Origin of the sequence: Actinoplanes sp. NPDC049598, from assembly GCF_040675435.1 — a bacterium.
In the GTDB taxonomy this organism is placed as follows: Bacteria; Actinomycetota; Actinomycetes; order Mycobacteriales; family Micromonosporaceae; genus Actinoplanes.
On the sequence record NZ_JBFAOX010000001.1, the window covers coordinates 239,544 to 253,146 of the forward strand.

Below are 13,603 nucleotides of genomic sequence, written 5' to 3' on the forward strand. Positions count from 1 at the left end.
TGGACTCGCCCGGCTGGGAGGCGGCCGGCCGGGGCTCAGGCAGAACCGGCGGGCCGGTTCGTCGTGCTGAAGGCGGGGGCTGGCGCGCATCAGGGCGTCAGGCTGCTGGGGGGCGGCTGGTCGAGCCCCGCAGCACCAGCGTCGGGCGGAACGGGGGCGGGGCGGGGGACCGGTCGATGAGCTGGGAGACGGCTGAGTCGACGATGGCGTCCTCGTCCCAGGCCATGGTGGTCAGGCCGGGGCTGACCAGGGCGGCCAGCTGGTGATCGTCGTAGCCGATCACCGAGATGTCGGTGGGGACGCGCAGGCCGGCCGTGCGGGCCGCGTGATAGGCGGCGAAGGCCAGCGAGTCGCTCAGGCAGAACAGCGCCGTCGGGCGGCCCGGGTCGGCCAGCAGGGCCGACACCACGGTCACGGCCTCGGTGGTAGCGGCCGGGGCGAACACGACGTCCAGCGAAAGGCTCAGCGAGGCGGCCACGCGCGGGGCGAGCACCTCGGACGGGCGGCCGGGGGTGGACGGCAGGGACGGCGCGAGCATGCCGACCCGGCGGTGGCCCAGCTCTTGCAGATGACTCAGGGCGAGCGTCACCCCGTGCTCGTTGTCGAAGAGCACGCACCCGGACGCCGGCCGCGAGGTCAGGGCGTCGCCGATGGAGACGACCGCGACCTCCGGTTCGAGCAGGCGCCAGTAGGAGGCCGACGGGTCGACCGGGGAGACGATCGCGCCGTCCACCCGCTGGGCCGCGAACTGCTCGACGATCAGCCGTTCCTGGGCGGGGTCGGCGTCGGCGTCGGCGATCGTCGCGTACCGGCCGCGGCTGCGCAGGGCCCGGGTCAGCAGCACCGAGAGATCCTGCTGCCAGAGGTCCCGCAGGGACCCGGCGACCCCGACCGAGCCGGTACGCCCGCTGGCCAGCGCCCGCGCGATCGGGTCGGGCGTGTAGCCGAGCTCGTCGGCCAGCTCCCGCACCCGGCGGATGGTCTCGGGGGAGCCGCGCACGCCGCGCAGCGCGTACGACGTAGCGGCCAGGGACAGCCCGGCGGCGGTCGCCAGATCCTGGAGGGTCCGTCGCGGTTGCTGCCGTGACACCGACTGAGGGTAACACCCGTTCCGGAGGGTGAGATCACGTTGCGGATCAGGGAGGGAAGCGCTTCACTTCATGGAACGAGTGAAGCGCTTCCCTGCTGCGGAGAGTGAGGCCCGGCCATGCTGATCGACTGCCACCAGCATCTGTGGCCGGAGCAGCTGGTGGAGGCCCTGAGGCGTCGCAGCACCTACCCTTACCTGCGCGAGTGGACCCTGTACCTGGCGGGCGAGCCGCCCTACGAGGTCGACCCGCACGCCCACGACGTGGAGCGACGTCGCCAACGGGAGATCGCGGAGGGTAAGGAGTTGGTGATCCTCTCCATCTCCAGTCCGCTCGGTATGGAATATCTGGATTCGGCGGAGCTGCTCGACGTCTGGCACGAGAGCGGGCTCGCCCTTGACGACCCGTACCGCATCTGGGCCTCCGCCCATGTCGCCCAGCCCGACCCCTCGGCCCTGGCCAAGATCCTCAGCGAGGATCGCGTCGTCGGCGTGCAGTTGCCCGCGACGGCGCTGGGTGACCCGGCCGGCATCGAGCGGATGGGCCCGCTGCTGGAGGAGGCGGAGCGGGCGAACAAGCCGGTGCTCGTGCACCCCGGCCCGGCCCCCGCGTGCGACCCCGGCGTGCCGTCCTGGTGGCCGGCCATGGTGCCCTACGTGGCGCAGATGCACGGCGCCTGGCTCGCCTGGCACGTGGCCGGCCGCCGGCAGCACCCGCGCCTGCGGATCGCGTTCGCCGCCCTGGCCGGGCTGGCCCCGCTGCACCACGAGCGGCTGGCGGCCCGCGGCGGCGCCCTCGGCCCGCTCGACCCGTACGTCTACTACGAGACCAGCTCGTACGGCACCCGCGCGATCGACGCCCTCACCCGGGTGGTCGGCGTCGACCCGCTCGTGCACGGCTCCGACCGCCCGTACGCCGAGCCCGTCGACCCCGGCCTGGGCGACGCGTTCCGGCACGCGCTCTTCACCGCCAACCCGCGTCACCTGCTAACTGGGCAACCGAGATGACGCTGACAGGAGGACCGAGATGACGACCGACACGGTCGCGGTCACCGACCCGGCCGAGCTGCCCGCCCTGCCCGGCCGCACGCTGAGCCCGAAGGAGCTGCAGCTCTGGGTGACCGAGCTGGCGGCGCGGACCGAGCTGTGGGAGCCGCTCGTGCGGCACGACACGGGCAAGCGGCACTACGCCTCGCTCTACCGCGACAGCGACATCGACGTCTGGGTGCTGTGCTGGAACACCGAGGACGACACCGGCTGGCACGACCACGACATCTCCTCGGGCGCGGTCGTGGTCACCAAGGGCGCGGTCAACGAGGCCAACCCGCGGATGGGCGGCGACCCGGTGACCCGCGTGGTGGGGGAGGGCCGCGCGTTCGCGTTCGGGCCCGACCACATTCACCGCATGTCGGGCGCGGTCGACGGCTCGGTGTCGATCCACGCGTACTCGCCGCCGCTCTGGCGCATGGGCCAGTACTCGATCAGCGCCAGCGGCGTCATGCGCCGCAAGGCCGTCAGTTACGCCGACGAGCTGCGCCCATTGGGCGAGGCGTAAGGCGCCAGCAGCGGCAACACCTCGGCCGCAGCCGTCAGGTCGATGCCGATCGGCCGGTCACCGGCTTCCGGGTCCAGGACCTTGGAGACCATGTCGTACGCGTCGTGAGCCGGCCCGTCCGGCAACCGGCCGGGCGCCATCCGCAGCGCCCGCACGGCGGCGACCAATTCGGCCGCGAGCAGAGTCGGGGCCAGGTCGGCCATCGCCCGCAACGCCCGCGCGCCCTGGGTGGCGAAACTGGCGTGCTCCTCCAGGCCGAGCGAGATGGTCAGCGTGCCGGCCGAGATCGGCTGCATGCCCACGCGGATCTCGGTCAGCACGTCCTGCACCACGTACTCGCTGATCATCAGGCCGGAGCTGCCGGCCGGGCCCTCGGCCAGGAACGCCCGCAGCCCGGTCATGTCCGGCCGCATCAGCAGGCCGAGCCGGGCCGACGAGAGCGCCAGCACCGGCAGGAACGAGCCGCGCAGCGTGTCCAGGCTGGTGGCGATCGTGGCGGTGTGGAACTGGCCGTGGTGCAGCACGTCGTCCGCGGTGACCAGCGGGTTCTCCACCGCGGCGTTGATCTCCTCGGTCAGGGCGCGGCGCAGTTGCCGGGCGGCGTGCGCGGCCGGGGCGGTCACCTGCGGCAGCACCCGCAGGCCGAACGGGTCCTGGATGCGTACGGGCTCGCCGGCGCCGGCCACCAGCCGGCTCAGCGTCCGGGCCACCTCGGCCTGGCACGGGTGGGCCCGGGCCGCGTGGACGGCCGGGTGGTACGCCTCGGGGTTGCCCCGTAACGCCAGGAACGACAACGCGGCGACCACGGTGGACGCCTCGATCAGGTGCTCCACGCGGCTCAGCGCCAGGGCCGCGGTGGCCACGGTCAGCGCGCTCGAGCTGATCATCGGCAGCGCGTCGGTGGCGTTGATCACGGTCGGCTCGACCCGGCCCGACCGCCACGGGCGCTCGCCGGCCAGGGTCAGCGCGAGCTCGGCCAGCGAGGCCAGGTCGCCGGTCCCGATGGCGCCCCACGAGTGCAGGACCGGCACGGCGCCCACGCTCAGCGCCTCGGCCAGCGACTCGGCCACCCGGCGGGAGATGCCGCTGCCGCCGGCCAGGATCTGATTCAGGCGTACGGCCATGGTTGCCCGGGCCGTGACGTCGTCGACCTCCGGGCCCACCGCGGCGCAATGGCTGCGCAGCAGCCGAAGGCCATGACCCTCCGAGGTCCGCTCGTGCCGGTTGGCGCCCACGCCCGTGTTGGCGCCGTAGACCGCGCCGTGCTCGCGCGCGAGTTGCAGCAGCTCGTGCCGCTCGTCGATCAGCCGCAGGGCCGCCTCGTCCACGGTGACACCGGCCGTGCCGGAGGCGATGGCGACCAGGCCGTCGATCGTCAAGGTGCGGCCGTTGACTGACACCTCCATGATGATCTCCAGCTCGAAGGTTTCCGGACCGTAACGGGGCCGGGCCTTCCGTTGACAGCCTATTCACTACACGGCAAGTATGAATAGCGCCATTCAGACGACCGCCCAGGAGAACCATGATCACTTTCGAGGACGTCGTCAAGATCTATCCCGGCGGCGGTACCGCGGTCGACCACCTCTCGATGGAGTTGCCGACCGGAAAGATGACGGTTCTGGTCGGTCCGTCCGGCTGCGGCAAGACCACCTCGCTGCGCATGATCAACCGAATGGTCGAGCCGACCTCGGGCCGGGTCCTGATCGACGGGCAGGACGTCTCCGGCCAGGACGAGGCGCTGCTGCGCCGCGGCATCGGCTACGTCATCCAGCACGCCGGGCTGTTCCCGCACCGCACGGTGCTCGACAACGTCGCGACCGTGCCCATGCTGCTCGGCAAGACCCGGCGCGAGGCGCGTACGGCCTCCCTGGAACTGCTGGAGCGGGTCGGGCTCCCGGCCGAGTTCGCCCAACGCTACCCGGCCCAGCTCTCCGGCGGGCAGCAGCAGCGCGTGGGCGTGGCCCGGGCCCTGGCCGCCGACCCGCCGGTGATGCTGATGGACGAGCCGTTCAGCGCCGTCGACCCGGTCGTGCGGGCCCAGCTGCACACCGAGTTCCTGCGCCTGCAGCAGGACCTCGGCAAGACGATCGCGATGGTCACGCACGACATCGACGAGGCCATCAAGCTCGGTGACTACGTCGCCGTGCTGCGCCAGGGCGGCATCCTGGCCCAGTTCGGCACGCCGCAGGAGCTGCTCGACAAGCCGGCCGACGACTTCGTCGCGTCCTTCGTCGGGCGCGACCGGGGCCTGCGCAGCCTCTCGTTCGACTCCGCGGCCGACGTGCCGGTCTCGCCGCCCGCCACGGCCGAGCAACTCGTGCTCGACAACGGCCGCCCGGTCGTGTGGCGCACCCTGTCCGGCGACCGCGCGATCGCCGGCACCTTCACCAAGGACGACTCGCTGCGCATCGTCACCGACCTGGCGATCAGCTCGCCGGTCGGGATCGCCGTCCGGGTCGACGCCGACGGTGTCTGCGACGGCGTGGTCAAGCACCACGACCTGGTCGACTACCTGCTCACCCGGCGGTCCGCGTGATCCAGTACCTGCAGAACAACTCGGACACGGTGCTGGCCGCGCTGCGCCAGCACCTCTACCTCGCGCTCGTGCCGGTGCTGCTCGGCTTCGTCATCGCGCTGCCGATCGGCTACCTCGGCGTCCGCTTCGAGTGGCTCTACCACCCGCTGGTCAACGTGTGCGGCGTGCTCTACTCGATCCCGTCGCTGGCGCTGTTCGTCTTCCTGCCGGTCGTGCTCGGCACGAAGATCCTGTCGCCGCTCAACATCGTGGTGGCGCTGACCATCTACACGGTGGCGCTGCTGGCCCGTACGGTCGCGGACGGTCTCCGGTCGGTCGACAAACTGGTCAACGAGGCCGCGACCGCGATGGGCTACCGCCGTACCCGCCGGCTGATCGACGTCGAGCTGCCGGTGGCGCTGCCCGTCATCCTGGCCGGCCTGCGGGTGGCCACGGTGGCCAACATCAGCCTGGTCAGCGTCGGCGCCCTGATCGGCATCGGCGGGCTCGGCCAGCTGTTCACCCGCGGCTTCCAGCTGTTCTACGTCGAGCCGATCATCGTCGGCATCGTGCTGTCGGTGCTGCTGGCCGCCGTCGCCGACCTCGTCATCGTGCTGATCCAGCGCGCCGTCACCCCCTGGGCCCGGGCATGAACCTCTCCTACCTCTTCGACCCGGCCAACTGGGCTCTCACGGCCGACGGCGGCTTCCCGCAACTGCTGCTGTCCCACCTGTGGTACGTACTGCTGGCCCTGGCCATCGGCACGGTCATCGCCCTGCCGATCGGCCTCTACATCGGCCACACCGGCCGGGGCTCGTTCATCGCCATCAACGCCGGCAACGCCGGGCGCTCGCTGCCCACCCTCGGCCTGCTCATGCTGATGGTCACGCTGCTCGGCCTGGGCCTGCTGCCCGTGCTGATCGCCCTGACCGTGCTGGTCGTTCCCCCGATCCTCACGTCGGCGTACGCGGGCATGCGCACCCTCGACCGTCGCGTCGTCGACGCCGCCAAGGGCATGGGCATGCGCCCCTGGCAGGTGCTCACCCGCGTCGAGCTGCCGATGGCCCTGCCCGTCCTGATGGGCGGCTTCCGCAGCGCCGCCCTGCAGGTGGTGGCGACCGCGACGGTGGCCGCCGCGGTCGGCCTGGGCGGCCTGGGCCGGCTCCTGATCGACGGCCTGGCCGTCAACGACTACTCCCGTGTGCTGGCCGGCGCCATCGTCGTCGCGGTGCTGGCGGTCGTGCTCGACCTTTTCCTGGCGCTCGTGCAGCGCTGGGTCGTGTCGCCCGGGGTCTCCGGGCGTTTCTGAAGGGGATTTGATGTTCCGTATGCGCACGATCGGCGCTGTTGCCGCCGCCTTCTCTCTTGCTTTCTCGGTGGCCGCCTGCGGCGCCGACGAGGACCCGCTGGCCAACGACAAGGGCTCCAACGCCTCCGGCGGCACCTCGGCCGTCACGGTCGGCTCGGCCAACTTCGCCGAGAGCGAGCTGCTCGCCGAGATCTACTCGCAGGCCCTCGAGGCCAAGGGCGTGCAGGTCAAGCGGCAGTTCAACATCGGCGCCCGCGAGCTCTACCTGAAGGCCCTGCAGGACGGCTCGATCGACCTGCTGCCCGAGTACAACGGCGCGCTGCTCTCGGCGCTGCACACCGGCGGCGCCCCGCAGGGCGTGTCCAAGCCGGACGACGTGCTGGCCGAGCTGAAAAAGGTCCTCCCGGCCGGCACCGAGGTGCTGGAGCAGTCGGCCGCCGAGGACAAGGACACCCTGACCGTCACCCAGGAGACGGCGACCAAGCACAACCTGAAGACCATCGACGACCTCAAGCCGGTCGCCGGCCAGCTCACCATCGGCGCCGGTCCGGAATGGCAGGAGCGCTACCAGGGCCTCAAGGGCCTCGACGAGCTGTACGGGGTCAAGTTCAAGAAGTTCCAGCCCCTCGACGCCGGCGGCCCGCTCACCCTGAACGCCCTGCTCGACGGCAAAATCGACGTCGCCAACATCTTCTCCACCGACTCCGCCATCGCCACCAAGAAACTGGTCGTCCTGGAGGACCCGAAGAACCTCTACCTGGCCGAGAACATCATCCCCCTGATCCGCACGTCGGCCAACAACCCCACGGTCTCCGGCGCCCTCAACGCCGTCTCGGCCAAGCTCACCACCGAGAACCTGACCACCTACTTGGCCCAGGTCCAGGTCGACAAGAAGGACACGGCCACCGTGGCCAAGGCCTTCATCAGCGAGAACGGCCTCGCCTGAGGTAGTCGCGCGCTTTGCCGGGCCGCCCACCGTGTGATCGCCGATCAGCGGTGGGCGGCCCAGGGTGCCGTGGCACCGGACCTTCCCCGGCGGGCCCGGCCGTCTATCGTGCTGACCATGGTGGATGCACGGGGGCTGATCGAGCGCTTCAACGCCGCTTGGGAACTCGGCGACCTGGCGGCGGTGTCGGCGCTGCTCGCCGACGACGTGATGTACTGCCCGAACGCCTGGGACGGGCCGGCCCGTGCCATTCGCGGCAGAGACGAAGTCAGTAAGGTGCTCGCCGAGCAGCTCGGTCCCGGCGCGGGCCCGGTCCTCGGGCCGGTCTGGGCGGCCGGAGACCGTGTGCTTTGCGAGTGGCGGTGGCCTCCGGCCGACGACGGCACGGTTCTGCGCGGGCTGGACGTCTATCGAGTACGTGATGGCCGGATCGCCGCGAAGGACGTGTACGGCAAGATCACCGTGGGTCAGGACGAAGCCGGCTGACTTCGGTCCTGCGCCGACTGTGATGTCCAGCCAGGTTGGTCAACCGGGTGATGGGCGGTCATCCGCCCGAAGCGGGATGGAGATGATGACGCAGGAAGGTCAGGATCTCGCGTCGCGCCGGCCGGGCCGCCGGCACCAGACCCGGGATGCTCAGGAAGGTGTGAGTGGCCCTCGGATAGCAGATCAAGTGAGCGTCGGTGCCGTCCTCACGCAGCCGTTCGGCGTAGCGGCGCCCATGGTCAGCGAGCGGATCCAGGCCTGCCGTGACGACCAGTGCCGGTGGCAAGCCGGCGAGGCTGTCGAATTTGACGGGCGACACTCCGCGATCGTCCAGGCCCGGGGGGACGCTCAGCTTGCGGGCTGTCCGCAACCGGGACATCGATAGGGTGGGATTGTCGGCGTTCGCCTCGATCGATGCGTACTCGGTCATGGTGCCGGTCCAGTCGGTGGCGGGGTAGTTCAGCACCTGGGCACGGATCAGCGGGCCGTCCTTGCGGGCCCGCAAGGCGAGGAGTGCGGCGATCGTGCCACCGGCGCTTTCGCCCATGACGGTGACGGCATCAGGATCGACGCCCCAACCGGCGGCGTCCTCGACGAGCCGGGCGACCGTGTCGTAGCCGTCCTCGATCGGCTGAGGCAGCGGGTGCTCCGGGGCGAGGCGGTACTCCACCGATACGACCACCGCCGGGCACCAGGCCGCGAGGTGGCTGTTGAGCCAATCGTTCTGCGCCGCGGTCCCCGCGAAGAATCCTCCACCGTGGAACGACACGATCAGCGGCAGTTTCCGCCTTGCGTCCTTGGGGCGGTGTACGCGCAGCAGCAGGCGGCGGCCCGCAAGATCGATGGTGGTTTCCTCGATGTAGGCGCGGCGGTCGGGCCGACCGGTGACAAGCCGGGCGGCACGCGATGATGCTGCCCGGTTGGCCCTGTCCCGCGCGGTGATCACCTGAGCGTCGGTCAGGGTCTCCCAATTCAGGGTGTCCCGGACGATGCGGGTACCGAGGGGAGCCTTGCTTCGCATGTTTCCTCCGGGGTGCAGCGGCGTCATGACCCGACTGTCACAGCCGGCACCCGCCGGTGGATTGGACGAATGTTCCCGGGGCCGTCAGCCACCGACCACGGTCGAGTGCTGCTTCACGGACGGACAGGCCAGGCGACATCGTCGACGGCGAGGAACGGCGCGCCCGCCACCGTCGCAGGCGTCACCCCGGTGAAGGTCCTGACATCGCGATGCAGGTGGGACTGGTCGGTGTAGCCGGTGTCCGCCGCCACTACGGCGGCGGTGTGACCAGCGGCGAGGCGATGGGCTGCGTGATCGAACCGAATGAGCTGGGCGGCACGCTTGGGGGTGATGCCGATCTGCGACCGGAACCGGGACCACAACCGTTTGCGGCTCCATCCGACTTCCGCCGCCAACCACTCGACACGTGCCTGCCCCCGGCCGGCCATCATCCGCTCCCAGCAGAACGCCACTTCCGGATCGACCGCACGGCCTGCCTCGTGATGCCGGGCCAGCGCGAGCTCCATGATCTCGAACCGATCGTCCCACGATTCGGCGGCGCGCAAACGCTCCTGGGTTCGCACCGCGTCGCCACCCCAGAGGTCATCGAGGTCCAGTACCGTCCCGCTCAGCTCCGGCGCAGCGCCTAGGACCACGTGCGCGGCCACCGGCGACAGCCGTACCTGGAGGCAGGTGAAGCTGCCGGCCCGACCCTGCCCTCGAGCGCGGTCCGGCGCGAGTCCGGCAACGACGCGCCCTCGCTGGTGGCGTCCCTTGCCGTCATCGACCACCAGAGCCTGGTCGCCGAGGTCGAAGACCATCATGACAGCCGGATGCGGCACCACCTCGACATCTACGAGGCTGTTGGCCCGGTCGCTGAACCCCGCCATGGTGACGCCCGCCAGCCGATTCGGCCGCGGGGGCACCGTGATGGCCCAGGCAGGTACGCCGACGCGGACCGGCTTGCTCGAGGCGGTGCGCGGCTTGAAGCAGCCGATGAGCTCGTCGTCCTGCGGCCGCGGCGCGGACGCGGCGATGATCGCCGCGTCCCCGCCGCATTGCTGTGCCGCTGCCGACATGGGAGCCATTCTGGAACACGTACAACAGCTTTCGGGGCCCGACCGCGGCAGTGGAGATCGATATCCACCATGTGCACAGCGGCACCCGAAGCGGAGGTGATGGAGAGCTAGGCGCGCGACCACCAGTCGTACGGGCGGGGGCCCGGCCTGAAGCCGTACGCGTCGGCCATCGCCACCGCGTCGGTGAAGCCGCGGGCGAGCTCGTCAGGGTTGTGAGCGTCGCTGCCGAAGGTGACCGCCTGGCCGCCCTCGTCGCGCCACCAGCCGAGGATGACGGGGCTCAGGGGGACGGTCGTGTTGATTTCGAGGGCGCGGCCGCTGGCGGAGAGGGAGCGCAGCGCGAGGCGGAACTCGTCCTCGAAGGCGTACGGGTCGAAGGGGCCCTCGGAGGCCGGCCATTTGCGGGCGGTGTAGTCGATGTGGGTCAGGACCTCGAAGGCGTCGGAGCCGGCGACGAGGTTCGGGATCTCGAGGAGGTAGTCGCGGACGACCTCGGCGGCGGGGCGGCGGGCGAAGGCCGGGCCGGTCTCGGCCAGACCGCCGGGGACGGGGACGGTGTGCAGGGAGCCGACGACGCGTTCGAAGTCGCCGCCGGCCAGGAGCTTGGCCACGGCGTCGGTGTGCCAGTGGGGCTCGCCGAGCTCGAGGCCGGTGAGGATGCGCAGGGTGGGGAAGCGGGTGCGGCAACGGTCGACGGCGGCCAGGTAGCCGTCGACGTCGAGGGGCGGGGCGGTGAAGTCGACCCAGGCGGTGAGGTCGAGGTGTTCGGTGAAGGCGAGCGCGGGCAGGCCGATCTCGACGGCCCGGGCGCAGGTCTGCACCATGTCGGCGCCTCGCCGGCCCGCGTCCCAGGACCATTCGCTGTGGACGTGGTTGTCGGCGGGGAGTTGCAGGGTCATTGCTGTCCTCTCAAGCGACGGCGAGCACGACCACCCCCAGGATGATCAACGCCGCGGACGTGATGCGCTGCAGCTGATCTTGCCGCAGGCGCAGGGCGAGCCGCGCGCCGACCACGACCCCGGCCGCGGCGATCACACCGATGAGCGTTCCCTGGAGGAGAACGACCAACCCCTGGGAGGCGTACGCCGCTGTGGCGAACCCGACGAGCGGCAGCTGGATCACCTGCCCGGCCGCCACGGCCGTCACCGCCGGAACGCGCAGGGCCAGCAGCACCGGGATCAGGAACACCGGCCCGCCGGTGCCGGCCGCGGTGTGCGGGTCGAAGCCGGCGAACCAGGTCAGGGCCGGCGGCAACCCGACCCCGCCGACTCCGACCGCCCCGATGAGCAGGCTGACCAGCAGGGCGATCGGCGCTATGACCGACATCTCGCCACCTTGGCGGCGGGGCTACCTGGCCGGCCCCAGCAGGCCGCTGATCAGATCGGAGAGCGGCGCGAGCAGCTCCTCCTCGGTGGCGGTGGCGAGCGGCTGGACCCGCAGCGACGAGCGCATCATCGTGATGCCGAGCATCGCCGACAGCACGATCTCGGCCCGGAGCAGGGCCGTCGGGTCACCGGTGGCCCGGGCCAGGCGCTCGCTGACCGCCCGCAGGACATCGCGGCGCATCTCGTCGACGCGTTCGTCGCCCGAGGTGCGCAGCAGCAGGAGCAGCCCCTCCTGGCGGCGGGGCGAGTCCTCGGCGCCGATCAGCTTGCGGGCCATCACGGCCGCGATGTTGCCCGGCGTGACCTGGTCGGCGTCCTTGCGGATCTCGGTGAAGGCGGTGTCGAGGCAGGCCTTGAACAGCCCCTCCTTCGACTCGAAGTAGCGGCTGATCAGCGCCACGTTCACCCCGGCGTCGTCGGCGATGTCGCGGACGGTCGTCGTCGCGTACCCCTGGCGGGCGAAGCGGCAGCGAGCCACCTCGAGCAACTGCAGCCGGGTCTTCGCCGCGTCCCGCCGCCGCGGTGCCGTCTCTTGCCCAGCCGTCACGGACCTGCTCCTTCGCTCGTCATAGGAGCGTAACGCGCCCGCCGGGGCAGGGTAAACGAGCGATGACAAAGCCGATCTCTGTGATCCATGGCTCACTGACTGTTTCGTCGCGCCGCGGGAGGTCTAGGTTCAAGTCAATGCACGTTTACTACTGCTTTTAGCTCGGAGGATGCCATGGCTCACGCGTTCGAGGAGTGGGCCAACCTTCCCTCTCCGGACACCGACCTCGCCGTCCCGCCGCTGTCCGTTCTGTACGCGGCGACCGTGGCCCTGGCGGCGTCGGTGGCGATGGCCGCGGCGGCGACCCACTACTGGCGCGCCCGCCGCGCGGCCCGCCCACCGGCCTCGCCGGTCCGCTTCCGATGAAGGTGCGCGTCCGGCCGACGAGGCAACGCCGCCGGCCGAGCGCGCGGGCCTGCGTCGCCTCAGCGCGCCATCACCGCCGGTCCCCACGCGCTCGCCGGCGCACCGCGGAGCCGGCGCCCCGCAGCGCCGCCCGATGGTGGCCGCTGTTTCGCGTTCTGCTGTGGGTGGTCGCCGCGGCGGCGGTGGTGATCGCGCTCCGCGGCCGGATCCCCGACCCGGCTTCGGTGGTCACCGTGCTGGCCCACGCCGACCCGCGCTGGCTCGCGGCTGCCGTCGGCGCCCAGCTCCTGTCGCAGGCCGCATTCGGTCTGCAGCAGCGGACCCTGCTGTCCGCGCTCGGGACTCGGCTCACCCTGGGCGACACGCTTGCGGTCACCTTCAGCCGTACGGCGATGGGGTCGGTGCTTCCGGCGGGGTCGGCGATGTCCGCGGCCTTCGCCCTTCAGCAGTTCCGCCGGCGCGGGGCTTCGGCCAGTGCGGCCGCCACCGCCGTGGTCCTTTCCGGCGTGGCCTCCGTGGCCGGCCTTGTACTGCTGTATCTGGGCACCACAGGCGTTCCGGCGCTGCTGAGTCTCGCTCCCGCGTATACGGCCGAGCTCGGCGGCGGATTGGTCGCCCTTGCGGCCGTCGTTGCTCTGGTCGTCCGCGTACGTCAGCCCGCCGCCTCGGCGCAGGTCATTGTGGCGCCCGGTCCCGGCATCCGGTTGCGTGGCGTTCCGGCGACCGGCGCTCTCGTGATCGGTGAGGTGGGTTCGCGATCGCCCCTTGCCGGCTCGGGGGTCCGGTCGCATCGCCTCTCGTACCTGCGCCGCCTCGGCCGCAATACGATTGACACGGCTCGCCGCATGCTGCGCGAGGCGCGCGCCGTGCAAGCAAGGCACTGGGCCGCCGCCCTCGGCTTCGCCGTGCTCAACTGGTCGCTCGACCTCGCCTGCCTCATCGCCGTCGCGCAGGCGTGCGGTTTCCTGCTGAGCGCGCTGCAGCTGACCGCCGTCTACATGGCGGTGCAGATCGTCCGCCAGATCCCGATCACCCCGGGCGGCATCGGTCTCATCGAGGCGAGCCTGCTGGCCGGCTTCCTGGCCGCCGGCGCTCCGGAGGCCGCGGCGGCCGCCGTGGTCCTCGGCTACCGCATCATCTCGTTCTGGCTGATGCTCCCCATCGGCCTCGGCGCCTACCTGAAGATCAGCCGCCGTCGGCCCGCCGCGCCGCTCCGGTCGCCGATAAGTCTCCCCGCCGCCTCCTGATCCCACGCGGGCGCGCCGCATCGTGCCCATCTCCCCACTCCACGCAGTGTGACGTAAGCAATTGTTGACTTAGTGGCCTCG

16 protein-coding genes are annotated in these 13,603 nt (G+C 71.3%); 9 read left to right on the forward strand and 7 right to left on the reverse strand.

Annotated features, from left to right (window positions below):
• Positions 1-97 precede the first annotated feature (97 nt).
• Positions 98-1,090 carry a LacI family DNA-binding transcriptional regulator gene (locus AB0J66_RS01205; protein ID WP_364654632.1) on the reverse strand — a complete coding sequence of 331 codons (993 nt, stop codon included), beginning with the start codon at positions 1,088-1,090 and terminating at the stop codon, positions 98-100.
• A gap of 117 nt (positions 1,091-1,207) precedes the next feature.
• Between AB0J66_RS01205 and AB0J66_RS01210 the strand changes: the two genes are divergently transcribed.
• Positions 1,208-2,095, forward strand: a complete 888-nt coding sequence (locus AB0J66_RS01210) for an amidohydrolase (RefSeq protein WP_364654633.1) — start codon at positions 1,208-1,210, stop codon at positions 2,093-2,095.
• Positions 2,096-2,114: 19 nt separating this feature from the next.
• The gene (locus AB0J66_RS01215; protein ID WP_364654635.1) at positions 2,115-2,642 is read left to right on the forward strand and encodes a cysteine dioxygenase family protein; all 528 of its coding nucleotides are present in this window, start codon (positions 2,115-2,117) and stop codon (positions 2,640-2,642) included.
• Here AB0J66_RS01215 and AB0J66_RS01220 read toward each other — a convergent pair.
• Positions 2,606-4,048 (reverse strand): aromatic amino acid ammonia-lyase, encoded by a 1,443-nt coding sequence (locus tag AB0J66_RS01220; protein ID WP_364654637.1) that lies wholly within the window; start codon positions 4,046-4,048, stop codon positions 2,606-2,608. The two genes, AB0J66_RS01215 and AB0J66_RS01220, sit on opposite strands and share 37 nt — an antisense overlap.
• Before the next feature lie 116 nt (positions 4,049-4,164).
• Between AB0J66_RS01220 and AB0J66_RS01225 the strand changes: the two genes are divergently transcribed.
• The 5 genes from AB0J66_RS01225 (at position 4,165) to AB0J66_RS01245 (ending at position 7,898) form a co-directional block, all read left to right on the forward strand.
• Positions 4,165-5,178 (forward strand): ATP-binding cassette domain-containing protein, encoded by a 1,014-nt coding sequence (locus AB0J66_RS01225; RefSeq protein ID WP_364654638.1) that lies wholly within the window; start codon positions 4,165-4,167, stop codon positions 5,176-5,178.
• Entirely contained in the window at positions 5,175-5,810 is a 636-nt protein-coding gene (locus AB0J66_RS01230; RefSeq protein ID WP_364654639.1) for an ABC transporter permease, read from the forward strand. The genes AB0J66_RS01225 and AB0J66_RS01230 overlap by 4 nt, the downstream gene beginning before the upstream one ends.
• Complete coding sequence (locus AB0J66_RS01235; protein ID WP_364654640.1) at positions 5,807-6,466, forward strand: ABC transporter permease subunit; 660 nt, start codon at positions 5,807-5,809, stop codon at positions 6,464-6,466. The genes AB0J66_RS01230 and AB0J66_RS01235 overlap by 4 nt, the downstream gene beginning before the upstream one ends.
• Positions 6,467-6,476: 10 nt before the next feature.
• The gene (locus AB0J66_RS01240; RefSeq protein WP_364654642.1) at positions 6,477-7,412 is read left to right on the forward strand and encodes an ABC transporter substrate-binding protein; all 936 of its coding nucleotides are present in this window, start codon (positions 6,477-6,479) and stop codon (positions 7,410-7,412) included.
• Positions 7,413-7,529: 117 nt separating this feature from the next.
• A complete protein-coding gene (locus AB0J66_RS01245) occupies positions 7,530-7,898 on the forward strand; it encodes a nuclear transport factor 2 family protein (protein ID WP_364654644.1) in 369 nt (122 codons plus the stop codon).
• 58 nt (positions 7,899-7,956) lie between these two features.
• Here AB0J66_RS01245 and AB0J66_RS01250 read toward each other — a convergent pair whose 3' ends face one another.
• The 5 genes from AB0J66_RS01250 to AB0J66_RS01270 all read right to left on the reverse strand — a co-directional run bounded on the left by AB0J66_RS01250 (position 7,957) and on the right by AB0J66_RS01270 (position 11,909).
• Entirely contained in the window at positions 7,957-8,859 is a 903-nt protein-coding gene (locus AB0J66_RS01250) for an alpha/beta hydrolase (protein WP_364656021.1), read from the reverse strand.
• A 173-nt stretch (positions 8,860-9,032) separates the two neighbouring features.
• The gene (locus AB0J66_RS01255) at positions 9,033-9,977 is read right to left on the reverse strand and encodes a helix-turn-helix domain-containing protein (RefSeq protein WP_364654646.1); all 945 of its coding nucleotides are present in this window, start codon (positions 9,975-9,977) and stop codon (positions 9,033-9,035) included.
• A gap of 107 nt (positions 9,978-10,084) precedes the next feature.
• The gene (locus AB0J66_RS01260) at positions 10,085-10,876 is read right to left on the reverse strand and encodes a PHP domain-containing protein (RefSeq protein ID WP_364654647.1); all 792 of its coding nucleotides are present in this window, start codon (positions 10,874-10,876) and stop codon (positions 10,085-10,087) included.
• A 10-nt stretch (positions 10,877-10,886) separates the two neighbouring features.
• Positions 10,887-11,303: a TSUP family transporter gene (locus AB0J66_RS01265; RefSeq protein WP_364654648.1), complete on the reverse strand. Its 417-nt coding sequence runs from the start codon at positions 11,301-11,303 to the stop codon at positions 10,887-10,889.
• A 21-nt stretch (positions 11,304-11,324) separates the two neighbouring features.
• Positions 11,325-11,909 (reverse strand): TetR family transcriptional regulator, encoded by a 585-nt coding sequence (locus tag AB0J66_RS01270; RefSeq protein ID WP_364654649.1) that lies wholly within the window; start codon positions 11,907-11,909, stop codon positions 11,325-11,327.
• 174 nt (positions 11,910-12,083) lie between these two features.
• Between AB0J66_RS01270 and AB0J66_RS01275 the strand changes: the two genes are divergently transcribed.
• On the forward strand, positions 12,084-12,275 hold the full coding sequence (locus tag AB0J66_RS01275) for a hypothetical protein (RefSeq protein ID WP_364654651.1): 192 nt from the start codon (positions 12,084-12,086) through the stop codon (positions 12,273-12,275).
• Positions 12,276-12,439: 164 nt separating this feature from the next.
• The gene (locus AB0J66_RS01280) at positions 12,440-13,522 is read left to right on the forward strand and encodes a lysylphosphatidylglycerol synthase transmembrane domain-containing protein (RefSeq protein WP_364654653.1); all 1,083 of its coding nucleotides are present in this window, start codon (positions 12,440-12,442) and stop codon (positions 13,520-13,522) included.
• The last annotated feature ends 81 nt before the right edge of the window (positions 13,523-13,603 follow it).